This is a genomic window from Pantoea sp. USHLN298, from assembly GCF_037149395.1.
Taxonomy (GTDB): Bacteria; Pseudomonadota; Gammaproteobacteria; order Enterobacterales; family Enterobacteriaceae; genus Pantoea; species Pantoea astica.
This window is the reverse complement of the sequence record NZ_JBBCRO010000006.1, coordinates 308,925-333,712: the sequence shown is the minus strand read 5'-3', so window position 1 is coordinate 333,712 and position 24,788 is coordinate 308,925. Positions and strand designations below refer to the sequence as shown.

General features: G+C 53.7%; 22 protein-coding genes, 1 tRNA gene and 2 pseudogenes. 12 read left to right on the top strand and 13 right to left on the bottom strand.

Translation table 11 applies throughout. From position 1 onward, the window contains the following. Window positions 1-85: 85 nt before the first annotated feature. Complete coding sequence (locus WFK59_RS17265; protein WP_336756607.1) at window positions 86-1,072, bottom strand: Gfo/Idh/MocA family protein; 987 nt, start codon at window positions 1,070-1,072, stop codon at window positions 86-88. Window positions 1,073-1,218: 146 nt separating this feature from the next. Between WFK59_RS17265 and WFK59_RS17260 the strand changes: the two genes are divergently transcribed. Next, window positions 1,219-2,907 (top strand): chloride channel protein, encoded by a 1,689-nt coding sequence (locus WFK59_RS17260; RefSeq protein WP_336756605.1) that lies wholly within the window; start codon window positions 1,219-1,221, stop codon window positions 2,905-2,907. On the opposite strand, the gene WFK59_RS17255 is transcribed toward WFK59_RS17260, so the two are convergent. Next, on the bottom strand, window positions 2,904-3,407 hold the full coding sequence (locus tag WFK59_RS17255; RefSeq protein ID WP_233987059.1) for a M48 metallopeptidase family protein: 504 nt from the start codon (window positions 3,405-3,407) through the stop codon (window positions 2,904-2,906). The genes WFK59_RS17260 and WFK59_RS17255 overlap by 4 nt on opposite strands. An 82-nt stretch (window positions 3,408-3,489) precedes the next feature. Between WFK59_RS17255 and rlmG the strand changes: the two genes are divergently transcribed. Continuing rightward, the gene (rlmG, locus tag WFK59_RS17250; protein WP_336756603.1) at window positions 3,490-4,608 is read left to right on the top strand and encodes a 23S rRNA (guanine(1835)-N(2))-methyltransferase RlmG; all 1,119 of its coding nucleotides are present in this window, start codon (window positions 3,490-3,492) and stop codon (window positions 4,606-4,608) included. Here rlmG and WFK59_RS17245 read toward each other — a convergent pair whose 3' ends face one another. Together WFK59_RS17245 and WFK59_RS17240 are read right to left on the bottom strand one after the other, a co-directional pair. Continuing rightward, window positions 4,609-6,630: an NADPH-dependent 2,4-dienoyl-CoA reductase gene (locus WFK59_RS17245; protein ID WP_336756602.1), complete on the bottom strand. Its 2,022-nt coding sequence runs from the start codon at window positions 6,628-6,630 to the stop codon at window positions 4,609-4,611. Window positions 6,631-6,775: 145 nt separating this feature from the next. After that, window positions 6,776-7,483 carry a polyphenol oxidase family protein gene (locus WFK59_RS17240; protein WP_336756600.1) on the bottom strand — a complete coding sequence of 236 codons (708 nt, stop codon included), beginning with the start codon at window positions 7,481-7,483 and terminating at the stop codon, window positions 6,776-6,778. 108 nt (window positions 7,484-7,591) lie between these two features. Here WFK59_RS17240 and WFK59_RS17235 point away from each other — a divergent pair, with 108 nt between their 5' ends. The 4 genes from WFK59_RS17235 to WFK59_RS17220 all read left to right on the top strand — a co-directional run bounded on the left by WFK59_RS17235 (window position 7,592) and on the right by WFK59_RS17220 (window position 12,789). Then, window positions 7,592-8,401 carry a 5'-nucleotidase, lipoprotein e(P4) family gene (locus tag WFK59_RS17235; protein ID WP_233988121.1) on the top strand — a complete coding sequence of 270 codons (810 nt, stop codon included), beginning with the start codon at window positions 7,592-7,594 and terminating at the stop codon, window positions 8,399-8,401. Between the two features lie 582 nt (window positions 8,402-8,983). After that, complete coding sequence (locus tag WFK59_RS17230; protein ID WP_336756598.1) at window positions 8,984-9,619, top strand: carbonic anhydrase; 636 nt, start codon at window positions 8,984-8,986, stop codon at window positions 9,617-9,619. Next, window positions 9,616-11,091 carry a SulP family inorganic anion transporter gene (locus WFK59_RS17225; RefSeq protein ID WP_233987064.1) on the top strand — a complete coding sequence of 492 codons (1,476 nt, stop codon included), beginning with the start codon at window positions 9,616-9,618 and terminating at the stop codon, window positions 11,089-11,091. The genes WFK59_RS17230 and WFK59_RS17225 overlap by 4 nt, the downstream gene beginning before the upstream one ends. 276 nt (window positions 11,092-11,367) lie before the next feature. Further along, window positions 11,368-12,789: a GGDEF domain-containing protein gene (locus WFK59_RS17220; protein ID WP_336756596.1), complete on the top strand. Its 1,422-nt coding sequence runs from the start codon at window positions 11,368-11,370 to the stop codon at window positions 12,787-12,789. Between the two features lie 20 nt (window positions 12,790-12,809). On the opposite strand, the gene ddlA is transcribed toward WFK59_RS17220, so the two are convergent. Beyond that, window positions 12,810-13,907 (bottom strand): D-alanine--D-alanine ligase, encoded by a 1,098-nt coding sequence (ddlA, locus tag WFK59_RS17215; RefSeq protein WP_336756595.1) that lies wholly within the window; start codon window positions 13,905-13,907, stop codon window positions 12,810-12,812. A gap of 295 nt (window positions 13,908-14,202) precedes the next feature. On the opposite strand from ddlA, the gene WFK59_RS17210 reads away from it, so the two are divergent. Next, a complete protein-coding gene (locus tag WFK59_RS17210; protein WP_167373378.1) occupies window positions 14,203-14,595 on the top strand; it encodes a polymorphic toxin type 44 domain-containing protein in 393 nt (130 codons plus the stop codon). Continuing rightward, window positions 14,573-15,010 (top strand): hypothetical protein, encoded by a 438-nt coding sequence (locus WFK59_RS17205; RefSeq protein WP_336756592.1) that lies wholly within the window; start codon window positions 14,573-14,575, stop codon window positions 15,008-15,010. Before WFK59_RS17210 ends, WFK59_RS17205 begins: the two co-directional genes overlap by 23 nt. A 31-nt stretch (window positions 15,011-15,041) precedes the next feature. Here WFK59_RS17205 and WFK59_RS17200 read toward each other — a convergent pair whose 3' ends face one another. Next, complete coding sequence (locus WFK59_RS17200; protein WP_336756590.1) at window positions 15,042-15,524, bottom strand: Hcp family type VI secretion system effector; 483 nt, start codon at window positions 15,522-15,524, stop codon at window positions 15,042-15,044. Window positions 15,525-16,118: 594 nt separating this feature from the next. Here WFK59_RS17200 and WFK59_RS17195 point away from each other — a divergent pair. Beyond that, window positions 16,119-16,316 carry a hypothetical protein gene (locus WFK59_RS17195; RefSeq protein WP_409520467.1) on the top strand — a complete coding sequence of 66 codons (198 nt, stop codon included), beginning with the start codon at window positions 16,119-16,121 and terminating at the stop codon, window positions 16,314-16,316. A 45-nt stretch (window positions 16,317-16,361) separates the two neighbouring features. On the opposite strand, the pseudogene WFK59_RS17185 reads toward WFK59_RS17195, so the two are convergent. Next, window positions 16,362-16,628: pseudogene (locus WFK59_RS17185) on the bottom strand (D-alanine--D-alanine ligase A); the annotation flags it as partial. 918 nt (window positions 16,629-17,546) lie between these two features. Here WFK59_RS17185 and WFK59_RS17180 point away from each other — a divergent pair. Beyond that, a complete protein-coding gene (locus WFK59_RS17180; protein ID WP_336756588.1) occupies window positions 17,547-18,881 on the top strand; it encodes a gluconate:H+ symporter in 1,335 nt (444 codons plus the stop codon). Window positions 18,882-18,936: 55 nt separating this feature from the next. On the opposite strand, the gene yjjJ is transcribed toward WFK59_RS17180, so the two are convergent. The 6 genes and pseudogenes from yjjJ to WFK59_RS17150 all read right to left on the bottom strand — a co-directional run bounded on the left by yjjJ (window position 18,937) and on the right by WFK59_RS17150 (window position 23,516). Beyond that, window positions 18,937-20,241, bottom strand: a complete 1,305-nt coding sequence (gene yjjJ, locus WFK59_RS17175) for a type II toxin-antitoxin system HipA family toxin YjjJ (protein ID WP_336756686.1) — start codon at window positions 20,239-20,241, stop codon at window positions 18,937-18,939. 675 nt (window positions 20,242-20,916) lie between these two features. Then, a complete protein-coding gene (locus tag WFK59_RS17170; protein WP_336756586.1) occupies window positions 20,917-21,402 on the bottom strand; it encodes an Hcp family type VI secretion system effector in 486 nt (161 codons plus the stop codon). Between the two features lie 17 nt (window positions 21,403-21,419). Continuing rightward, window positions 21,420-21,758: a DUF1493 family protein gene (locus WFK59_RS17165; protein WP_336756584.1), complete on the bottom strand. Its 339-nt coding sequence runs from the start codon at window positions 21,756-21,758 to the stop codon at window positions 21,420-21,422. Continuing rightward, a pseudogene (locus WFK59_RS17160) lies at window positions 21,752-22,209 on the bottom strand (STM2901 family protein). Before WFK59_RS17160 ends, WFK59_RS17165 begins: the two are co-directional and overlap by 7 nt. A gap of 238 nt (window positions 22,210-22,447) precedes the next feature. Beyond that, a tRNA-Ile gene (locus WFK59_RS17155) sits at window positions 22,448-22,523 on the bottom strand. 201 nt (window positions 22,524-22,724) lie between these two features. Further along, complete coding sequence (locus WFK59_RS17150; RefSeq protein WP_233987074.1) at window positions 22,725-23,516, bottom strand: SDR family NAD(P)-dependent oxidoreductase; 792 nt, start codon at window positions 23,514-23,516, stop codon at window positions 22,725-22,727. 138 nt (window positions 23,517-23,654) lie between these two features. Here WFK59_RS17150 and WFK59_RS17145 point away from each other — a divergent pair, with 138 nt between their 5' ends. Next, the gene (locus tag WFK59_RS17145; RefSeq protein ID WP_336756581.1) at window positions 23,655-24,239 is read left to right on the top strand and encodes a TetR/AcrR family transcriptional regulator; all 585 of its coding nucleotides are present in this window, start codon (window positions 23,655-23,657) and stop codon (window positions 24,237-24,239) included. Then, a complete protein-coding gene (gene mug, locus WFK59_RS17140) occupies window positions 24,236-24,748 on the top strand; it encodes a G/U mismatch-specific DNA glycosylase (protein ID WP_336756579.1) in 513 nt (170 codons plus the stop codon). Before WFK59_RS17145 ends, mug begins: the two co-directional genes overlap by 4 nt. The last annotated feature ends 40 nt before the right edge of the window (window positions 24,749-24,788 follow it).

Genomic DNA, 24,788 nt, shown 5'->3' with positions numbered 1-24,788 from the left:
CTTACAAGTTACTCCCCTTTGCAGAGGCGTAAGTTACGGCTTAGCCGGTCAGGAATCAATCATTGTCGTTAATATTTAGAAATATTTACACTGACAGCCGATCGGCTGGAAATTCCACGCCGGTCTGGCGGCGAATCTCAGTCAGCAGCGCGGCGGTAATGCGTGAAACCTCCAGTGCCGGATGGTCCACCTGCTGCTGCTCAACCAGCCGGACAAAAGTCTCAGCTTCATACAGCATGGTATTGATATGCTGCGGCTGGCTCAGCGCCTGTTTTTCCGCGCCGCGCGGGATGAAGGTGAGTTTCTGGCACTCTGAAAGTTTTTCAATCACCAGCGCACCCGCTTCGCCCTGAATCTCACTCGGCAGGGAAGAATCACTCACCTTGGAGTGCAGGATCGTCACGTCAAAATCGCCGTAGCTCAGCACCACCACGCCGTGCGCGTCAACGCCGCTCTCCAGCAGCGTGGCCGTGGCCTGTACCCGCTGCGGTTCGCCCCACAGCGCCACCGCCGACGCCAGACAGTAATAGCCGATATCCATAATCGAGCCGTTGGACCAGCGCGGATCAAAGGTGTTGGGGTTCTCGCCGTTGAGATAGCGCGGATAACGTGAGGAGTACTGACAGTAGCTCAGCAATGCTTTACGCAACTTACCCACTTCAGGCAGCGCCTGTTGCAGCCGGATAAAGTTAGGCAGGCTGGCGGTTTTAAAGGCCTCAAACAGGACCACCTGATGCTGGCGGGCGCAGGCGATCATCGCTTCCGCTTCTCGCAGATTCGAGGCCAGTGGTTTCTCACAAATCACATGTTTGCCGTGCGACATAAACAGCAGCGCCTGCTGGCAATGCAGAGCATTGGGACTGGCAAGATAGACCGCATCAATCTGCGGGCTGGCGGCCAGCGCCTCCAGCGAGGTAAAGGTCTGCTCACAGCGATAATCGTGGCTGAACGCCTCCGCCTGCTGCTGACTGCGTGAATAGACCGCACAGAGTTTCATTGCCCCGGTTTCATGGGCGGCATCAATAAACTGGCGTGTAATCCAATTTGTTCCCACAATGGCAAAACGAATCACGTCATCTCTCCGGCAGAAGTAAAGCGGCAGAGTAACATCTCTCTGGCCGGGTGCAATGGGGCCGGGCGGCCAGCAGCGGATCCTGCGATCCGCATTCCACTAATAGGATGACGCGATGATTTTCGGGGACAAAACAGGGAGCGCAGGTGAAAGCAAGTAAGCACGCATTAAACTGGACCACCTTACTGATCGCCATCCCGGTCGGGTGCGCGGCATCGCTGGTGACGCTGGCTTTTCGTGGCGTAATTGAGCTTATTAATCATCTGCTGTTCGCCAGTGGCGGCGAAATCACTGAATCCGTTCACCTCTGGCCGTGGATCTTCTGGCCGCTGCTGGTGGGTGGCGGCGGGGTGCTGGCGGGTTATTTTCTGCGCTACGCGGTCGCTATTGAGCAGCAACAGACGGTGAAAACCGACTACCTGGAGGTGATAAATGCCCGTCTCGATGCGGTTCCGACCAAAACCTCGCTTTTTCGCGCCTTATCCTCCATTGCCAGCATCGGTAGCGGCGCGTCAATAGGGAAAGAGGGGCCGATGGTGCAGCTGTCGGCGCTGTGCGGCAGCGCAATTGGCCGGGTGCTGCCGGCGTCGCTTAACCTGAAAAACAGTGACGTTGTGGCGATGGCGGCGGCGGCCGGTCTGTCGTCGGTCTATCACGCGCCGCTGGCGTCAGCGATTTTTGTGGCGGAGATTGCCTTCGGTATTTCCGCGCTGCAGAGGCTGATACCGCTGATTATCGCCTCGGCCGTGGCGGTGATGACCATGTGGTCGCTGGGCTTTCGCAGTGCGCTCTATCCGCTGGCGGAAGCCAGCTTCCGGATGGATCTCAGCAGCCTGGTGATGACGGTGGTGATTGGTCTGGTTGCCGGTCTGGCCGGCTGGCTGCTGATTAAGCTGATTGCCCGCAGCAAGCGGTTGTTCAGCCGGGTAGCTTCATTGCCGCTGCGGCTCGGGGCAGGTGGCTTTGCGGTCGGTTTACTGGCGCTGATCTCAACCGATATTCTCGGTAACGGTTACGAAGTGATCGTCAAAGTGATGGCGGGCCACTATCTGCTGCCAGGGCTGCTGCTGTTACTGCTGCTCAAGACGCTCGCCACCAGCCTGTCGGTGGGCTCGAATGCGGTCGGCGGCCTGTTTACCCCTTCATTACTGATTGGCGCCTTGCTGGGTGTCATTATCGCCAGCGGCGGCGCAGCGCTGCATCTGCCGCTCGGCAATGTGCTGCTCTACGCCGCGATTGGCATGGCAGCGGTGCTGGCTGCCGTCAGCCAGGCGCCGTTAATGGCGATGCTGATGGTGCTGGAGATGACGCTCAACAGCAGTCTGCTGTTCCCGCTGATGATCGCCTCGGTGCTGGCGTCGATGGTGGTCTACCGGCTGCAATCGACCAGTACCTATCCGGTGGTGAGCCATCACTTCAACCGTTCCGAAGCCAAATATGATTTCGATAATATGCGCATCGCTGAGCTGATCATCCCCGGCGCGGCGTTGCAGCCTCACGAGTCGGTCGGCCAGGCGCTGGCGGTCAGCTCGCTGAAGCGCGAACGCTACGTCTATGTGATCAATGAAGTGGGGGCGTTTCTGGGCGTGGTCTCGATCCATGAGATCTCCCGCCGGGTGCTGGCGCAGGAGATCACGCTCGACTCACCGGTGCAGTGCGTGATGGATGACGAGTTTCCGGTGGTATACCAGAACCAGAGTATGCGCGAAGGCTGGGAGGCGTTTGCGGCGGTGACGCTGGAACGGTTGCCGGTGCTGAACAATCCGCAGGAACGGCGCTTTCTTGGGGCGCTGACCAAAACCAGCCTGATTCAGAAAGCGCAGGAGTTTCTTTAAGCGGCGTTACCGCGCATCGCCTGATCGGTCATCCACAGGCGGGCGTCAAATTCGAGCTGGTGGTAATCGGGCTCCATGTGGCAGCAGAGCTGGTAGAACGCTTTATCGTGATCCTTCTCTTTCAGGTGCGCCAGCTCATGCACCACGATCATCCGCAGAAACGGTTCCGGCGCGAGGCGGAAAAAGGTCGATATACGGATTTCGGCCTTGGCCTTCAGGTTGCCGCCCTGCACCCGCGAAATGGCGGTATGCAAACCCAGCGCATGCTTCATCACCTTGATTTTGTTATCCCAGATCACTTTACTGATCGGCGGCGCGTTGCGCATATAGCGGTTTTTCAGCGCCAGGGTGTAGTCATACAGCGCTTTATCACTCATCACATTGTGGGTGTCGGGATAGCGCTGTTGCAGAAATGCGCCTAAACGCTGATGGCTGATCAACGTCTCAACCTGCTCAAGAATAGGGGCAGGATAACCCTGAAGGTAGATCAGTGAGGACATTAGGGATTCCCGGCGAAAGACAGTATACTGCGCCCCCTTTTTGGGGCGAAAATCCATCAAAGTGTACCACGCCGGAGAATTCATGAGCCAACTTGAACTGAACGATCGCACACTGATCCTGCATCGTTTCCCGCAGATGCGTGACGAAAGTCCATTACAAGCCTGGGATGCGGCTGATGAATATCTGTTGCAGCAGACGCTGCCGGAAGGCCCGGTGCTGGTCTTCAACGACAGCTTTGGCGCGTTAACCTGCGCACTGAATCCGCGCACCGTCTGGCACGTCAGTGACTCCTGGCTGAGCCAGCAGGCGACGCGGCAGAACCTGGCGTTAAATGCGCTGGACGATGGCGAAGTCCATTTCCTCGATAGCCTGGCCGCGCTGCCAGCGGCTCCGGCCGCGGTGCTGATCAAGGTGCCGAAAACGCTGGCGCTGCTGGAGCATCAGCTGCGGGCTATTCGTCAGGTGGCGACGCCAGAGACGGTGATCCTGGCCGCAGCCCGCGCCAAAGAGATCCATAATTCAACGCTGCAGCTGTTTGAGCAAATCATCGGTGAAACCCGCACCTCGCTGGCGTGGAAAAAAGCGCGGCTGATTTACAGCCAGTTCACCCAGCCGGCGTTGCGTGAGGCCGAACCAACGCTGGTCTGGCCGCTGGATGGCACGCCTTATCAGATTCACAACTACGCCAACGTCTTTTCACGGTCGTCGCTGGATATTGGTGCGCGGCTGTTTGTGCAGCATCTGCCGGAAAATATCGAGGGTGAAATTGTCGATCTCGGTTGTGGTAACGGCGTGGTAGGGCTGGTGGCGCTGGAGCAGAACCCGCAGGCCGAGGTGCACTTCCTTGATGAATCTTATATGGCGGTCGCCTCCAGCCAGCGCAACGTGGAAGTGAACCGGCCTGAAGATCTGGCCCGCTGTCAGTTCCGCGTCAACAACGTGCTGAGCGGTTATCCGTCCGATCGTCTGCACGCGGTGCTGTGCAATCCGCCATTCCATCAGCAACATGCCGTCACCGATCACCTGGCGTGGCAGATGTTCCGCGATGCCAAACGCTGCCTTCAGTATGGCGGCGAGCTGCGCATTGTCGGCAACCGCCACCTCGATTATCACCACAAACTGAAAAAGCTGTTTGGCAACTGCACGCTGATCGCCTCGAACCAGAAGTTCGTGGTGCTACGCGCGGTAAAAATGCGCTAATCAGATGCTGAGCGCCAGCTGCGTCGCCTGCGCGATGGCACGGCGCGCATCCAGTTCCTGCGCCACATCGGCACCGCCAATCAGTGTAACTTTCTGACCCCTTTCCCGTAGCGCGGCTTCCAGTTCGCGCTGCGGTTCCTGTCCGGCGCAGATAATAACGTTATCAACCGCTAACAGCAGAGTTTCACCCTCGCGTTTCAGATGCAGCCCGGCATCATCAATCGCCAGATACTCCACGCCGCCCCACATCTGCACGCCGCGCGCCTGCAGGCTGGTACGATGGATCCAGCCGGTGGTTTTCGCCAGCCCGGCACCGGGTTTACCAGCCCGGCGCTGCAACAGCCAGAGTTGCCGCGTGGCGGCAGGCGGCTGCGGCGTTATCAGGCCGCCACGCTGGCTCAGACTGCGATCGATGCCCCATTCGCGATAGAAGGCGGCCAGTTCATCCTGATGCGGCGGCTGCGACAGATATTCTGCGGTGTCAAAACCGATTCCGCCCGCGCCAATAATGGCGACCCGTTGCCCTACCGGGCGCTTATCGCGCAGCACTTCAAGGTAGCTGAGCACGCTGGGGTGATCGATGCCGGGAATATCGGGTGTGCGCGGCTGAATGCCGGTCGCCAGAATCACTTCATCGGCCTCGCTGAGCTGATCAGCCTCGACCCGATGGCCGGTGACGACCTGCACACCGGCCGCCGCCAGCTGATGACGAAAGTAGCGCAGCGTTTCGCTGAACTCCGCTTTACCGGGGATCTGCCTGGCAATATTGAACTGGCCGCCAATGTCGGGCGCGGCATCGTAAAGCGTCACCTGATGGCCGCGCTGCGCCGCCTGCAGGGCAAACGCCATCCCGGCCGGTCCGGCACCCACCACCGCCAGACGGCGCGGCGTGGTGGTGTCGATCACCGGCATCAGCGACTCATGGCAGGCGCGGGGATTGACCAGGCATGAGGTGACCTTGCCGGCAAAAACCTGGTCGAGACAGGCCTGATTACAGGCAATGCAGGTATTGATGCTGTTATCGTCGCCGCGCTGCGCTTTACTGACAAAGGCAGCATCGGCCAGAAACGGACGCGCCATCGACACCATATCGGCGCAGCCTGACTGCAACAGCTGCTCGGCGACGGCGGGGTGGTTAATGCGGTTGGTGGCGATCACCGGTACCTTCACCTGCTCGCGCAGGCGCTGCGTCACCCAGGCAAACGCCGCCCGCGGCACGCAGGTGGCGATGGTCGGGATGCGCGCTTCATGCCAGCCAATGCCGGTATTAAACAGCGACACGCCGCACTGCTCCAGCTCGCCCGCCAGCTGCAAGGTCTCGTCCAGCGTGCTGCCTTCTTTGATCAGGTCCAGCATCGACAGGCGGAAAATAATGATAAACGCCTCGCCGGTAGCGGCACGGACCGCGCGGGTGATCGCCAGCGCGAACTGCATACGCTGGCTGAAATCGCCGCCCCAGCGGTCGCTGCGCTGATTCGTCTGCTTCACCAGAAACTGATTAATCAGGTAGCCTTCCGAGCCCATGATCTCTACGCCATCGTAGCCTGCCTGCTGAGCCAGCCGGGCGCAGCGGGCAAAATCAGCAATGGTCTGTTCGATGTCGGCATCGCTCATCGCCTGCGGAGTAAAGGGATTAATCGGCGCCTGGCGGGCCGAAGGTGCCACCAGATCCGGCTGATAGCTGTAGCGGCCGGTGTGCAGGATCTGCAATGCGATTTTGCCCTGGTGCTGATGCACCGCCTCCGTGATCTGCCGGTGCCAGTCACACTGTGTTTCGTCGGTGAGCATGGCGCCGTGTGCGGTGGTCACGCCTTGTGGATTCGGGGCGATGCCGCCGGTAACGATCAGCGCCACGCCTTCACGCGCCCGCTCGCCATAAAACGCAGCCAGCCGGGCAGCGCCATCCGGATGTTCCTCCAGTCCGGTGTGCATCGACCCCATCAGAAAGCGGTTTTTAAGCTGGGTAAAGCCAAGATCCAGTGGCGTAAACAGCGCGGGATAGTGTGGATTGAGCTGGGTCATAATCACTCACGTCGAAGTGGTCGGATGAGTTGACTCTAGCTTCTTCTGTGTTAAAAAAAAGTGAAAGGATGTCAGGGTGTGAGTGAAATCAAAAATAACCGGCCTGGCGAAGCCGCGTTTCCAGGTCCGGTCAGGTTTAACGTGCTTAACGCCGACGAATCCACGAGTAGCGGGAGTGGTAACCGCGGGCAAAGTGGGTATTGTGACGATAACTCGATCCGCTCTCCGCCATGCAATAGGTGCAGACGTTAACATTCTCAATCTGCTGCTGCGGTACGCCAGCCTGTAACAGCATCTGTGTCGCCAGTGCGGGCAGGTCAAACCACACGCCCTGCTGCCGGGCTGTCGCCTGCGGACGTTGCGCCAGCGGGTTGACCGGCTGGTTGCGCTGCCAGCGTAGCCAGCCAGCAAGGGACGGGCGCCGCTGCATCTCTGCCAATTGCGGCTCACCCAGCTCGTAACAGCAGGGACCCATCGCCGGACCGATCGCCACCCACAGGTTTTGCGGATCGCTGCCCTGTTGCTGCAGCGTCTCCACCGCGCGGGTCAGAACACCCGCCAGCGTGCCCTGCAAACCTGCATGGACCGCCGCTACCACTTTGCGCTGAGCGTCGGCGAACAAAACCGGCAAACAGTCAGCGGTGTAAACCGCCACCGGCCGGCTTCCCGTGCTGATAATGCCATCTGATTCGCAGCTTTTAGGCGGCCTGTTTTCAACATCAGTGACCACAATAGCGCTGTGACGCTGATGACCATAGGCCGCATCAGCTGGCGGAGGATCGCCGGCGGCCTGAAAGGCGTAATCGAGCCACACCAGCGAATCGAGCAAGGTTGAGCGCGGGGTCACGGCCATAAGAATCTCCTGTCATAACGGCGTGCGTTGAGCTCCCCACAGCTTACGTTAACTGCTACATTTTTGAAGCTTTCCCACTCAGACCTTTCTCACCTTAAGGATGACATGATGAAAACCTCAGCAACCTTCGCCGCTTCCGCACTGGTCGCGCTGCTGTTAACCGGCTGTGCGACCTCGTCGCAGCAATCGGCTCAGCAACAACTTGGCCAGCAATCGGTGCTGGCGGTGAACTGGTTTCAGCAGTCAGGCGAATATCAGGCCCTGACCTGGCAAGCCTTTAACAGCGCGCGCCTCGCCTTTGACCAGGCACCGTCACTGACCGGTAAACCCAAGGCGGTGATTGTCGATCTGGATGAAACCATGCTGGACAACAGCGCCTACAGCGCCTGGCAGGCGAAGAACGGGCAGCCGTTCAGCAGTAAAAGCTGGTCTGCCTGGACCCAGGCGCGTCAGGCTAAAGCGGTGCCGGGCGCGCTGGAGTTTGCGCGTTACGTGACTCAGCATGGCGGCACGCTGTTCTACGTCTCGAATCGCGATCAGCAGGACTACGCCGCCACGGTGGCCAACATGCAGCAGCTGGGCTTCCCTAACGTCAGTGACAAAACGGTTCGTCTGAATACCGACAGCTCGAACAAGCAGGCGCGTTTCGATGCCATCAAAAATGAAGGCTATAACGTGGTGCTGTACGTCGGCGATAACCTTAACGACTTCGGCGGTGCCACCTGGCATCAGGGCAATCAGCAGCGTCGTGATTTTGTGAACCTGAACCATCAGCAGTTCGGCACACAGTTTATCGTGCTGCCTAATCCGTTGTATGGCGACTGGGAGAGTGGAATGGCGGAAAATTACAATAAACTGACGCCGCAACAGCAGCTGTCAGTGCGGGAATCGCGGCTGCAAAGCTGGAACGGTAAATAATTCGTCAAGAAAAAGAGCCTGACTTGTGCAGGCTCTGTTAACAAACGGCCCTGATTTACTTTCCTGCGTCACTATTTTGCTGCAAATCAAATAAATCATCTCTTGCTTCATTCTTATATTAATTAAAGCACGTTTCACTGCCTGTAACCGATTAAGGCGGTGAATTGTGCTAATGGTTAATTTTAGTAATTAAGAACAATCCTGGTATTTTGTCGGTTGGTTGGTATGGCAGTCGTCGGGGACATCAAAAATAATTGTATATATTTGTCAGCGTTATTTTTGGCTGAATATCCATTTATTATTAATCTATTGATTAAATTGTTTTAATTTTGTATTTTTTTCGATATCCCGTACCTGTCCTGCTTAATTAAATTTACATCTGGCTGACTTGAATTGACCTGTTATTGACATAACACCATGCACAACGGAGCCCGAAAATATTTATCGTGCATTGAAAATGATTAGCCCTTATAACCTTTTTTCGTGATTAGGTTCTTATTTCCCTATTGGTTCCCGCTTTATTTGTGAGCCGATACACCTTGTGGTTACCCAGGAACCGATATTCCCGGCAGTAGAGAGAAGATGATTGTGACGACACTTAAACCCTTATTAGCGAAAAATCGCAGTTGGGCATTACAGCGCCGCCAGCGTAATCCGGATTATTTTAAAAAATTTCTCGATCAGCAAAAGCCCCATTCGCTATGGATTGGCTGCTCGGACAGCCGCGTACCGGCAGAGGTATTAACCGGGTCCCATCCTGGCGAACTTTTTGTTCATCGCAATATTGCCAATATGGTGGTTGAGGACGACGACAATTTGCTGAGCGTGCTGCAGTACGCGCTCTTTTTTCTCGGCGTGAAACGGATCGTATTAAGCGGACATTACGGCTGTGGTGGCGTGGAAGCGGCGCTCAATCTGCCCGGCAGCGTGCTGGAGCATCAGGACTCGGCGCTGGCGCGGCGCATCAGCGCGCTGCGTCACGATATTGACGCCGGTCTGGCTGAACAACCCGCAGCCGCAGAGGCGCAGAGCGAACTGCTCGACCGCCTGGTTGAGGCCAACGTGAAGGCACAATTCGCCAGACTGGTGCAGACCCAACCGGTACGGCAAATCTGGCAATCGGGCCAGGAACTGGAAGTGTTTGGTTGCGTTTATGACCTGCGCTCCGGCCATCTCAAAGAGTTGATCCAGCAATCTGCAGAGGAGCCTTCACCATGAATCTCGATACCCTTCGCCGCGATATCCCTGCGGGCCTGGTGGTTTTCCTGGTCGCGTTGCCGCTCTGTCTTGGCATTGCGCAAGCCAGCGGATTACCGCCGTTTGCCGGTCTGCTGACCGGTGTGATTGGTGGCCTGGTCGTCACCTCCCTGAGTCCGTCTCGCTTTGCCGTCAGCGGCCCGGCGGCCGGTCTGGTGACGATTGTGGTGGCCTCAATGGCCTCGCTCGGAAGCTTTTCCGCCTTTCTCACCGCGCTGATTCTCGCCGGTGCCTTGCAGTGCCTGTTTGGCCTGCTGCGCGCCGGGCGATTTATCTCGCTGGTGCCTGGCAGCGTCATTAAAGGCATGCTGGCGGCGATTGGCCTGCTGCTGATCATGCAGCAGATCCCGGTTGCACTGGGTGCAGCAGGGGATGCCGAACTGATTTCGCTGGTGACGGGCGAGATGACCTTCTCGCTGCCGGCGATGCTGGTGGCGGGCGTCGGGCTAGCCATCCTCTGCTTATGGACGACGGCACCCGTCAAACGCATCAAAGCTCTGGCCTGGATTCCGGGTCCGCTGATCGCCGTGCTGATTGGCTGTCTGGCCACGGTGGTGGGTGGACGCCTGTTTCCGGAGATGACGAGCGGCCTGGCGCGCATCTCACTGCCGGCGTTTGACAGCGTTTCTGCGCTGGTGGCGGAACTGGAAACGCCAGACTGGATGGCGTGGCAGAACCCACAGGTATGGGTCGTGGCGCTGACCTTAGCGCTGGTGGCTAGCCTGGAAACTCTGCTCAGCCAGGAGGCGCTGAAAAAGCTGCGTCCGCAGACGCCTGCGCCCTCGCCGAATAAAGAGATGTTTGCCCAGGGGATCGGTAACCTGGCCGCCGGCTTTCTGGGCGCCATGCCGATTACCGCAGTGATCGTCCGCAGCTCCGTCAACGTCAGCGCCGGTGCGCAAACCAAACTGTCAATTTTCATCCACGGTGTACTGCTGCTGATTTGCGGTATGTGGTTCAGCGAGATGCTGAATGCCATCCCACTGGCCAGTCTGGCGGCGGTGCTGCTCTATACCGGCTACAAACTGGCGACGCCGCGGCTGTTTGTGGAACAGTTCCGCATGGGCGCGCAGCAGTACGTGCCATTCCTCGCCACCATCGTCGGGATTATTACGCTGGGGATGCTGGTAGGGATTGGTATCGGTATCGCGACTCAGATCCTCTACAGCATCTATAAAAGTCATCGCAACGCGCTGCAGCTCACACGCTACGACGACCACTACGTGCTGCGCTTTCAGCAGAACCTGACCTTTATGCACAACCCTAAGCTGCAGGGGCTGCTGGACGAGATCCCGGAGAACAGCGTGGTGATTGTGGATAACGATAATGCTGAATATATCGATCCCGATGTTAAAGCAGTACTCAAGGATTTCGGCGATAATGCCGATAAACGGGGTATTCGCCTTAGTCAGTGGCCTGTTGCGGTAAAATAGCGCTAAGCGCAACGGTAAAATCGTCAGAACGGCAAAAATCGGATATCTCGGATATCCGGTTTTTTTATTTACGGGGCATAATTGGCCCCATTCCCGCTGCCGCCTGACGTGATTCACCTGTAAGGGGGCATTTTGCCTCAGTTTTCAAAGTTAGCCCATGAAGAGTGGTTTTATCGCAGGATGACTTTGGTGGCGCCCAGGATTAAATCATTCTGACGCCACGCCCGTTTCAGGCTGGCGTGGACAGCCCGTCTCTCTGCGACAAGGTCCGGATGTATGCGCGTTAAGCTGTTTGAAGAGCACAACGTTAAAAAAAATGCACTCTCGCTATTTTTAATCACCCTGTTGTTTAGCTTTATCGGCGGACACCTGCGCATTCCGCAGGAGCTGTCGCTGTTCTGGCCGGTCAATGCGATCGTCGCGGGAGTGATTGTCCGGAATCCCTTTCTGCATCAGGCTCGCTATTACCTCACCTGCTTCACGGCGATGGCGTTCAACGATATGGTCTTTTCCGGCTGGACGCTGGCGGCCCTGACGCTCAATGTGGCTAACCTGCTGTTTATCCTGGTCGCGGTCTCGCTGCTGGTGAAACATCTGCAGCATGATTCAGGCAGTGAACGCATCACCAGCGTATTACGCATTTTTCCGGCCTGCCTGCTGGCGGCGCTGGTGTGTGCTGCCTGGGGCGCGCTGGCGCAGCAGGCCAGGTTTGATGCCGCGCTGGCGACGGCCTGGGGCGACTGGTTCAGTGAGCAATTCTCTACCGGGCTGATGCTGTTACCCTTTCTGCTGACCCGCGACTGGCGAAACCTGTCGCTGCGGCAGTTACTGCACATGCGCAAACTTTCACCGGTGATCGCGGTGGTCTTGTCGCTGGTAGTCGGGGCGATGATGGGCGGCGCGGGCAGCCTGACATTCCCGGTGCCGGCGCTGGTCTGGTGCGCTATCGTCCTGCCGATGACGCTCACCAGCCTGGTGATTTTACTGACCGGCATTACCGAAATCATTCTGGTGTCGCACGGCGTGATGAACATTCAGGGCAATGATAATCTGCTGCCGATCAGCCATCTGACGTCAGCGCGGCTGGGCGTGGCGACGATTGCCATCAGTCCACTGATTGTGGCTGCCAGCATGGATGCCATTCGTCAGCTTAATCAGCGTCTGGCGCTGCGGGCTAATTATGATTTCCTGACCCAGCTGCTGTCGCGGTCTGGCCTGTATGAGAGCCTGCGTACTGAGCCCTTTAGTTCGTCGCGTAAAGCCGGTGTGATCCTGCTGGATGTCGACTATTTCAAAACCATAAATGACAACTTCGGCCATGATGCCGGTGACAGCGTGCTGGAAGAGATTGCCCGGCGTATGCAGCGGGTAGTGGGTAAAAAAGGGCGTATCTGCCGTTTTGGCGGAGAAGAGTTTGTGGTGGTGTTGTTCGATCAGGACCCGGAAGCGCTCTATTTTCTCGCCGAGTCGATTCGTCAGACCATGGCGAAAGAGAAATTCTGGCTGCAGGGCAGTACGGTTACGGTAACGGTCAGCTTGGGTCTGGCACACGGCAGCGCCGGTAACGCGGGCGACTGGCCGCGGGTGATTAACCGGTTAATTTCAGCGGCCGACAAGAACCTTTACCTGTCGAAACGCAATGGCCGTAATCAGACCTCACCGGTAAACCATCGCGCCATTACCAGCGACGTGGCCTGAAACCACGTCGCTGAGAGCGATTAGCTGACGCTGCTTTTCAGGCTGCTGGCCTGCTGGTGGCGTTCCATTGCCAGCTCAATCAGACGGGTGATCAGATCCTGATAACTGAGCCCGGCGGCCTGCCACAGTTTGGGATACATGCTGATGTTGGTGAAGCCCGGCAGCGTGTTGACTTCATTAACGATGATCTCACCCTCATCGGTCAAAAACACATCGATCCGCGCCATACCGAAACACTCCAGCGCCGTAAACGCCTTAATGGCAACTTCCCGGATCGCCTCGCTGGCCGCAGCGGAAATTGCCGCGGGCACTACCGTCTGTGCGCCGCTTTCAGAGATATATTTGGTGTCATACGAGTAGAACGCGTCATGCACCACGATCTCGCCGCAAGGGCTGGCCTCCGGAGCATCATTTCCCAGTACCGCACACTCAATTTCGCGGCCTTTAATGCCTGTTTCGATCAGGACTTTACGGTCAAAGGTAAAGGCCAGATCCAGCGCCGCCTCAAAGGCGTCCGCGCTGTCGACTTTACTGACGCCAACGGATGATCCCTGATTAGCCGGTTTGATAAACAGCGGCAGGCCAAGGCGATCAATCACCGCATCCGCATCCAGTGTGGCGCGCTGAGACTGGGTGACGCTCAGCCACGGCGCGACGTTCAGACCGGCATCGCGTAACAGGCGCTTGGTAAAGTCTTTATCCATACTGACCGCAGAACCCAGCACGTCAGAACCGACAAACGGCAGCGAAGCCATGCGCAGTAAACCCTGCAGTGAACCATCTTCTCCCAGCGTGCCGTGTACGATGGGGAAAATCACATCGATCTGCGACAGCGGATGCGCATCATGACGGGTAATCAGCGGTTGCTGCTGGTTGCCAGGTACCAGTGCGACATCTTCAGCCGCGCGATTCAGGGCAATCAGGGACGGATTTTCAGCGTTAAGTAAGAAGTTTGAGGCATCGTTCAGACGCCAGTGTCCCTGCTTATCAATCCCCAGCAACACCACCTCAAACCTGGTTTTGTCGATCGCATCAAGAATATTTTTGGCTGACTGCAACGACACTTCATGCTCAGCCGATTTACCGCCAAACACGATCCCTACCCGCAACTTTGTCATCAATTTCTGCCTGCTGAAAAATCAAAACAACAAGATAACATGCAGCTCTCAAATGAAAACAGGGTGGGGTAGCAGAATGTTGGGTGTGAGTTGCCAGGAGAGTATAAGCGGCGGCTGACAACTATCGTAATCGGGAAGACATCGTTCTGATGAAAATGCAGCTCTTTCGATTTGATTAAGAAAGATGTCTGTTTTTGCATTTATGTAACGCCTGCTTGATTGAGGTCACTATTCGTTCAGGTTAAACCTTTATGGTTCAAATCATGTTCCTCCGTCAGGATGACAGGAGTTTGACATGGCAGTTATTCCACTCATGCCCGGTGAGGGCTTTGCTCTTCTTGCCAGAAACATCGCAGAGGCTCGTCGCGTTGGTATGCCGCGAAACATGGCGACGCCTCCGGTTTATTTGTGGTTTTATCTCAAGGTTCGAAATCATGGCCCCTGGGATTACAAACAAATGAATCCTGTCTGGGCAAATTTTGGTAACTTCAATTACGGCGCAACGGGAACGGCTGCCGGTATTCCTGCCAATGTTTTATACAGAGGCGGGGGATTCGCACAGAATCGGGCTAAAACGTCAAAAAAAGAGTGGGGGCATTGGTATGAACAAATACCCTATGGTGATGATCCTCGAGACCAGTATTGGATCAAACAGGGAATAGATTATGCCAATCAGCACGGCTATTAGGTCACTTCATTGGGCGGTAACGATCATATTAGCTTTGACTGTCGCAGTGATGGGTTATGTCTGGTATCTGGATTCTCGTCCGCCAGATGACGAACTCATCAGTAAGCGGCAGTTATCACAGGACGTCTGGCTCTATGTCACCCGATATAAAAATTCGAGTGCTACTGATAGCAACGTTTATCGCTATTATTTGAATCGTCATATTGAGCATCCTATGCCCATTATTCAGCAATCAGCGCCGGTATTGACTGCGGATGTCGGGGATGCAGCGGTAAAGGCGATTGGCGATCACGTGATGATCAGTGTAACAGGCAAGGTTTTTAACTATTCCAGTTCCGCATTTTACTATGACGGTTCTACCGTTGTAATGCCACGTATTGATTTAAACGCAACTGCCAGCAATCCATGGAAATGAAAACCGGGCTATTCATTGCCCGGTTGGTTCGTTATCTTTCGTTCCAGCAGTCAGAATGCTGAACGTTACCATCACAGTATTTCCAGGTTATTTTTTCATAAAGCAGAGAAACAGACTCAAGATGATTAATTTTTTCCACACCGGCCATCTTTATATTCGGCATTCCGGGGTTTACTGAAACGATCTTTACGCCTTCCAGTAACATATTGAAGTATTCAATTTCCTGCCCGGCATCACTGATTTTATACCACTTAAACTCAGCTGATTGCAGCGTCTGGCCTGATGTCACGGCTTTGTATAAGTAAGGGCTTGCTGAATCAAACTCCTTTTCCAGCGTAACAGGAGCATGAGTACGTATGCCTGTTATTCTGCCCGTCTGATAGTCAACCGGTAATGACACACCATGAGAAAAGCCAATTATTTCAATACTATTTTCTCGATTTTCTATATCGACGCTGCCTTTAATAAGTGCGCCACCATCATCTTTCAACCAGAGGTAAGCTGGGATGGGCATAAGTAACTCCTTTTAGATTAATCCATATAAAAATTCATGCAATCCATGTTAAGTATAAGTATAAGGATAAGAGAAGTGGTGAGTAAACTTTATTCTTATTATAGATCGGAACGTATCTTCTTTGAGTGTTGTGCCAATTTCAATGCAATGTCTGATGTGCAGCAATATGTTAAAATATAATGTATATTGTGATGGGGAGAGATTTTTTGTTAAAAGCCCGGCGGTTTAATAGATATAGATTTAAAACTTAGTTGTTTATATAAGGCAAATTATTTTCTTTTATTTGTTAACTGCTTTCGTGGAAATTAATAAAATCTAAGTCAGCCAGAAAATTCCTGAAGAGTATTTTTCTTACATAGATGTTGGAGACTGTGGTTTTGAGGCACAAGGGAATAGTGGGGTTAGCGACTAAAGCAGTTGCGCGGCCTGCAACGTGAGCACATGGCAATGGTAGTAGAGTAGGTACAGAAAGCCGCATCACCTTACGTTTCCCGCAGTACGCTGGCCGAATGGATTGAGCAGAAAAAACGTAACCGTGAATTCTTCTGCCTGATCCTGTTGTTCGGCTGCGTTAGCGACCGGCCATCGCCGGAGGTGAATCTTACCGTGAGTGTCTGTCCAAAAATCACGACCCGGCAGCGCCGCGTACTAACTGCGTCCTTCTGTTCTGCTGGACGAAACAGAGGTCGCCTGGGCTGCTGGACGGCATGTGCCGGTAAGGTCGATACCAACATCAGCTGTCAGGAAAAAGACGATAAACAAGTCGCAGTTCTTACGCAGTGCGCTAAATAAGTCGCTCCCTTACTTGGCCGATAAACCGGACCGCCTGCATTTGTTCGTGGACAGCGGTTGCTGCTGGTTGCCAGGTACCAGTGCGACATCTTCAGCCGCGCGATTCAGGGCAATCAGGGACGGATTTTCAGCGTTAAGCAAGAAGTTTGAGGCATCGTTCAGACGCCAGTGTCCCTGCTTATCAATCCCCAGCAACACCACCTCAAACCTGGTTTTGTCGATCGCATCAAGAATATTTTTGGCTGACTGCAACGACACTTCATGCTCAGCCGATTTACCGCCAAACACGATCCCTACCCGCAACTTTGTCATCAATTTCTGCCTGCTGAAAAATCAAAACAACATGCAGCTCTCAAATGAAAACAGGGCAGGGCAGCAGAATGTTGCGGGAGCGGCTGGCCAGCCGCTGCAAGGCGCCGCGCGGCAGGAGGCGCCACCCAGACCAGGATCGCAGCCTGATTTTGCGGAGATGACCGCGCGAACGGGCGTTGTGTCACCTGACCGGCGAAATGCGAAAGGCGGCTTTGCAGTCTGATGGTTTTATCGCGACGGATAATTACTGTAATGCCGCAGCCAGCCACCGGGAATAAAAGCGCAGCCGCCTGGCTGAGATAATGGGAGCCGAAACACTCAGCCCTGGCCGCAGGATTCGCTGCTGAAGAATATGTTAAAACTCACGCTTTAATGACTCAATTTCTTCATTGTTATTCTCTTATCGTCCTATTTTAGATGATTATTGAGATTCCCCCTGGTATAGCCGATCAGACAGCCAACTTTCTTATTCAATATCCGCCGATATGCGCTGCTGTTGCAATTTTCAACAGTGTGAGCACGGTCAAACCCATTCAGCAGAGATTTGAATATACTAGAATGGTAGATCAGGTTTGACGCGCTGTAGAAAGCATGAACTGGCTCTTTAAAGCAGCCAGATAAACAGTTTATCAGCGATTGATGGAAGAAAATGACTTTCATTTCATTCGGTTAAATAACCATTTACCGAACCCGCTGTTTATACGGTTAATACCGAAGGCGGTAGGGTGTTGTCATTCCAGTGATGCGTTTTATCGCGTTATTGTTCCGGTCATTGATTATTCCGGCCGGGAAGAAGTGAAAGAATATAACAGGGGTTACCAGAAAGGTAACAGAAAAGAGGCCGTAATTTCCAGGGATGTTTCAGCTCAAAATTTAGTTTTTAAATCACTATAACCTATCGCTATTTTGAGGCTATGTATGCTACCTTTTTTATCGCTTTTTTGGGTGCTGGCGGGGATCGTTATCCTGGTTGTACTTAATCTGAAGTATAAATTCCATAACATTTTCTCGTTGCTGATTGCCGGCATATTTGTAGCCATTATGGTCGGCATTCCATTAGGGAAAATCGTAACGGTTATTCAGCAGGGCATTGGCAGTATTATGGGGCACCTCGCGCTGATTATTATATTTGGCGCGATTATTGGCAAGTTCATGACCGAATCCGGGGCCAGTCAGCAAATTGCTGATACGGTGATACGCCATTGTGGTACCCGCTATCTTTCTATTGGTTTGATGTTTATTGGGGTGATATTTGGTATCGCGATGTTTTATGAGGTTGCGTTTCTGATTGCCATGCCATTGGTGATGAACATCGCGGTGAAAGCCAACATTCCCTACATGAAACTGGTGATCCCGACGGTGGTGGGCGCGACGATGGGACACAGCCTGTTCCCGCCTCAGCCTGGCCCGGTAGCGTTAATCAGCGCGTTCAATGCCGATATCGTCCAGGTCTACCTTTATGGCGTGTTGGTGATTTTGCCAGCCTTATATTGTGCGGGTATCTTATTACCCAGATTTCTGCCAGGCATTAACCGTATTCCGCTTAACTCAATTATCAAACCGATCGAAGAAATCGATCCCCAGCGACTTCCCTCTTTTAAAATCAGTATCCTGATTCCGTTGATTCCGGCCATCCTGATGATTCTCGCTTCCGTAGTGAGACCGCTGGCGGGTGAAGGTTCGATGCTGACTCAGGTGTGCAAGTTGACAGGCAGCGCGGAAATCAGCATGTTACTGGCGACCTTCACGGCGATCTGGTTTTTGGGCGTTAAGCGCGGCATGACGGCTGATGGCATTACGCAGCATGTCTCAAAATCGATTTCTCAGATTGCCAACGTGCTTTTTGTCATCAGTGCCGGTGGTATTCTGAAGCAGGTCATTATCGATTCTGATGTCGGTGACAGCATCGTTCAGCTGATGAGCCATGTTCCCTTCTCGCCCTTTATTATCGCCTGGTTAATCACTGCCGTTATCCGCATTCTTACCGGACAGGGCGCGGTTGCCGCCATCACCTCCGCAGGCATTGTCGCACCGATGATTGGTGCCTTCGATCTCAATCCCGCCTTAATGGTGCTTGCCGTCGCCTGTGGCAGTAACACCATTACCCTGATGTACGACGGTGGCTTTTTATTGTTTAAAGAGACGTTTGGTATCTCAATGAAGGACACCTTTAAAACCTGGGGATTGCTGGAGTTAATTAATTCAGTGGTGGGGTTGGGAATGGTGATGCTGATTAGTCAGTTTTTAGGGTAAGTGTCGGCCCGCTTAGCTGGACTTTATGGTTTAAGCGGGCAGGTCATCTGCTTTTTTATCCCAGACGGGCGATACGCGAGCTGGCCTCGTCAAGATGATGGCGTAATGCCTCAAGGCATGGGGCGAAACTGGCGGAGAAACGCCCGCAACGGCTCGCGATAACAAAGAAGCTCTCTGCCTGGCCCAGTGCTTCCTGCCAGATATCCCGGCTGATTACTTCCGGTAGTGATGCTGGTCGAAGCGCGTTCACAATTGCGCCACCCGTGCTGGGCGCGAATCCCATCGGCAGAATATCGTAGGCCGGGGCAAGCTGATACGGGCGACCGTGACTGCTAATGAACGACAGGTTTCCGTGGTGCATGTCGGTATTGCCAATTAGCATCCCAAATGCCCAGAGCCGGGCAGTACCCGCTGCGGCATCAGGATGGACATGTCCTTCCTTAACAAGGCGGTTAACCAGAACAGGCCAGGAGGCGCTGGCATTGCCAACAAATTCTGCCTCAAGTGCCCGCAGTGAGAAGATGCCAATACGTCCCAGTTTGCCAACGCGGTCGAATCGGGGGATCTCCAGGAATCGCTGACCACCAAAATCATATACCTCAGTCTCCACACCGAGCACCCTCAATGCCAGGTGCTCGGCTAGCAGGAGGTCGCGCCAACGTTCGCTAATCGGATTATCGTCCGGAGCTGAGAATTTCACTAAGACGTGACCGCGTTCTGTATAAGTGCAAAATTTCGGCTGTTCCCCGCCTGCAGATGATCCCGGTGCTTCACCGGCTCCAGCCGCTATTGCCAAAGCGGGGTAGGCTGTGGCGCGCTCAACGGGGATGGGTTCCGGCATTTCAAGGAAACGTTCCCGAGCCTGCTCTCCTATCAGCAGGTTGCCGATAGCATCATGGCCCTGTGCAAGCAATGCCCTGACGACATCCTGGTCTGCCCATTGTTCTGGATTCGCTGGCAGACCGAGAGCGGTCGCATAGGCTGATGCGTAGGCTCGCCCGAGATACCCTTGTGGACGCATATCAAACAGCCACCACGGCAGCCCGTCACTATGAAGACTTATTTTGTCGGTCTGTACCATGACAAATCCCTCAGGATGAACCGGAATCAGCTCGCCAAGGGGTCTGATGCGTCCTTCATCAGTGATGCGGTAAATGGGGGCAGATCGAAATCCGCGATAAACATCGCGCAGAACGTACTGAATAGATGGCCCCGCTCCAATCCGAACAACGTCATCGCCCATATCTCTTATTGCGCGGGAGAGTGTTGGCTGGCTAATGCCCATTATTTCAATCAGTTGCCGAGCTTGCGTCGGCCCCTGGCTGAGTAATCGGCGTATCGTTTCAGAGCGAGTGGGCATAAAGGTGAATCGCTTTTTGAATAGATAAATGAATAGATAGATGAATGCATACCCTATCACTTCTTCTACAATCCGTCACTCCAGAAGGGCATAGTCCCACGTCCTGATCGGGGACTCATTAGTGCAATCCGGATAATTAAATTCAACCCTATCCATGGCAGGGCGGTCCTGTAAGTATCCCGCATAATCGTGCCATTCACATTTAGAGATCATCCGGCATAATCAATCTGCCAACGAAGGAGATCGCTATGCGTAAAGTCCGTTTTACTGAGCATCAGATCATCGCTGTGATTAAGTCGGGTGAAGCAGGATGAACTGTTTAAGATGTCTGCCGGGAGGCCGGTATTTCTTAATTATAGTGGTCAATAAAAATTGGCCAGCTGCGCCAGAGCATTGCCGGGACGCGCCACTCCTGGCTTTCTGTCAGAGTTAGCCAACTGAAAAGAGTAAAAAGAATTTCAGTTTTTTCAGTGGAAAGGATCTATAGAGGATCTAATGAAAAACACAACTACCAGAGAAGTAATGAGGTTTTGTATTTTATGTGAGTCCGGAAGATCAAATTATGCGAGGGAAAACAACAAAGAAAAACTCGCAGAGTCTTAGCTGGTGCGGGTTTCAGCAGAGATTAACTGTTTTAAAAATCTGAAAACTGTTTCGCAGGGATAACCCCTTTCGCTATGCTGTTGGACGTTCGTTCCAGGAGTCATGCGCCAGCAAATTGCCGTCTTTATACAGGTGTGTAATCTTCTCGTAGTTCAGGGCGACTTCTTCCATATGACCTGTGCCCGGACAGCCTCGCGTGTCGTGCATCACCGGACTAACAGAAATTACTTTGACGTTTTCCAGTGTAATCCGGTAATACTCCACTTCCTGGCCTGAGTGGTTGATATGGTAGAAGCGGAACTCTGCGCTTTTCAGCGTTTGGCCCGTTGCGGCTGCTTTGAACAGGTAAGGTGATGCGCTATCAAGCTCTTTAGTAAATTGAAATGGTGCGTGCTGACGTGTTCCGGTTACTTTCCCTGCCATTGGGTCAGTAGGGATAGTCAGGCTGTGGTGAAGTGTCCTTAACTCCATTGAGCCTTCGCGGTCTTGCACATCAGAGGAACCACGAAGAGTAGCTCCGCCGTCGTCGGTCAAAAATAAATGTACTGGTACAGCCATTTCGTTAGCTCCTTGCGTTAATCGTATAACCATTTACCGGCTCTGGCCGATTTAATAAACATGTCAATTGTGAAATCAGGAACATCGACAGGATCAGGTTTCCTGAATGGATTCCATGAACGTTTTATTTTGGGGTAGTAGGCTTCAAGATGGAAATCAGACATATCAACGGCAAATTCTTTTGAATAATCTTCAACTAATTCTTCAATATCATCCTGATCAAGCTGAAAATCAAAATGAATATTTGCTTCTGGCGTGTACGTGTCATATTTCTTTTTCCTGAACATGTAGGCACCAGCACGTACAGAAAACATGCGTAGTACTCGTTGCTCAATGTCGTCTTCACCGATCACCATAACTTATCATTGCCTCTTGCTATGGTGTTATATTCGCGGATTGAATTGTAGGTTATCTGTGAAATATCAACCAAAAGAACAACCTCGCCAACTAATGGAATAGTACGGCCTACCCATGTACCGACCTTCCTCACCATCCTGCGTTTTACAGTCCACGGAGTGTAGCCGCCGATCCATGTAGGCATTTTCAATCCGAACGGGAACATTCTATTTCCGAATACTTTCCTCACACCTTTTGAAAGTCTGGATGTTCCTTTCAGTGCCGTTTCTGGTTAGTCCGGGTAACCTGGTCATTTATACCTGCATACAGTGCATAGCTTGCTGAAATATCTTTAATGCCGAACTGATCAGCCGTGTTGAAAACAAACACCATGAAAAAGAGTTCAGAGGCGGTAAGATTCGATTTTCCCGCATAGAAGTATGTTCCGTTTAGTTCCTCTACTGTATCCATCAGTAACCCTTCAGACTGTAATGATTTGTTAATCATACTCCTGAGCAATCAGACGCGGGGGAAATTTTTTCCGGGAAATTTCTGTAACCATGAGGTTTTGCAGACGTCAGCTAGCTGGATCGTGGCTTGAGCACTTCAATAAATTATGTGAGGGGACAAAAAGGGGATACTAGCAATATAAATAGCAAAAAGACCGCTCTTTCGAGTGGTCTGACTGTATGTTTTTACTGCTAAAATTTGGTGGCCCCTGCTGGGTTTGAACCAGCGACCAAGCGATTATGAGTCGCCTGCTCTAACCACTGAGCTAAGGGGCCAGCGGAGCGGGGATTATAAAGTATCTCTTCTGAGCGATCCAGCACTCAGCCACCGGTTGCTGAAATAAGCAGCAGGCAATTAGCTGCTGATTTTTATAACAAATATCCTGTCGGGCGGTAACAAGGTCTCAAAGTGGCACGGCAGGATACGCCGTACCAACCATAAAAATGCCCTCTGAGAACTCCCTGCCTGCGTCGGAGTTAGTTCTGGTGGTAGCGCGAAGCAGATTTGTTACGCGACAGGTGAGGCACCATCGTACCGCGCGCCCGGTCGTAATCCTGCCACATCTCCAGCTCTTCCAGCGGCGGAATGGTCACCGCTTCCTTATTGTCGAGGCCCGCCAGCGCCGCATCGACCATTTCATCCACTTCCATCAGCATTTCAGCAGGGATGGTCGCGATCGGCTGGCCGGCACGGTCAAATATCTCAGTGCGGGTTGCACCGGGTAATACCGCCTGCACCTGGACTCCGCTGTCAGCAAGCTCACGCTGCAATGCGCGCGTTAACGTCAGCACATAAGATTTAGTGGCGTTATAAGCGCCGTTGAACATCTCATGCACCAGTGCCAGCACCGAGGCGATATTGATAATGATGCCGTTGCCACGCGCTTTGAAGGCCCGGCCAGCAGCCTGCGCCAGGCGAGTTGGCGTGACGATATTTAACGTCAGCATAGTGTTGATGCGGTTGATATCCGCCTCAAGGAACTCTCCTTCTACGCTCATACCTGCGTTGTTCAGCAGCAGCGTAATGTTGCTATTGGTGACCAGTTCTGCCTCTACCCGTTGCACATCCTGTTCATCGGTTAAGTCAGCAGCCAGCACCTTAACCTGAATCGCGTGCTGCTCACTCAGCAACGCCGCCAGCTGATCCAGCCGCGCTTTGTCCCGCGCCACCAGAATCAGATCGTAACCGCGTGCAGCCAGTCGTTTCGCATAAGTTGCGCCGATGCCGCTCGATGCGCCGGTAATTAACGCTGTACCTGATGTTGACATAATGTACTCCTCGTATGATGGTCGTCATAATTCACACCAATATGACGATCATAATATGAGCCGTCAAGCTGGAATATGATGAGCGTAATAATTACTATAATAGCCAGAAGCAACGCATCTGAAACCGCAGGAGATGATATGGAAAAGCAGACCAGCAAAGCGCATACGCGGCAGCGTATCCTGAGTGAGGCTGCGCGAGTCATGCGTGAGACCGGCACCGAGGGCATCGGTGTGGCGGCTCTGATGAAGCGGGTTGGCCTGACGCACGGCGGTTTTTATGCGCATTTTGCCTCACGCGAGGAACTGGTACAGGAGGTACTGAAACACATGTTTGCCGAAGCGGGCAGTTTTGCGCCGGCGGAGCAGGTCACGCAGCCTGGCCAGCGGTTATCCGGGTTTATTGATACCTATCTTTCCGAAGCGCATCGTAATTCTCCCGCAGAAGGATGCCCAATCGCTGCGCTGGTGAGTGAAGTCGCGCATCTGCCTGAGCAGACACGTACTATTTTTACGCAGGGGATTGATACGCTGCATGACGGCCTGGCGCAGATGCTGCGCGAGCTGGATCGTGAAGATGCGGATGCGCTGGCCTCCAGCATGCAGGCTGAGATGGTCGGCGCGCTGGCACTGGCGCGTGCCTGTCCGGATGCGGATCATGCCAGCCAGCTGTTACAGCGCAGCCGCGATGCGCTGAAGCAGCGTGCCGGACTGGTGGCCGCATGAGCGAGCACAACATCCGCGACATCATCAGCGCTAACCTCAATGTCCTGTTCTGTGGCATCAATCCGGGCCAGTCAACGGCCCATCAGGGCTATCACTTTGCTCATCCCGGTAATCGCTTCTGGAAAGTCATCCATCTGGCCGGTTTTACTCAGCAACTGCTTAAACCGGAAGAGGAACAACGTTTAACCGAGACGGGATGTGGCATCACTATGCTGGTTGAACGACCGACGGTACAGGCGAGTCAGTTAGCGCCGGCTGAACTGCGGGATGGCGGCAAACGCCTGATCGACAAGGTGCTGCACTATCAGCCTGCGGCCTTAGCCATTCTGGGCAAAGATGCGTTCCGGCGTGCCTTTCAGCAGAGCAAAGTAGAGTGGGGCAAACAGCCAATATGTATGGGCAAAACGCAGGTGTGGGTATTGCCGAATCCCAGCGGTCTGAATCGCGCGTCACTGGAAGAGATGGTTGAGGCTTACAGAGAGCTGTATACCGCACTGCAAAACGGTTAAACAAAACAGTGGGGCGGGAAGGCGGATCGCTGACAGACAG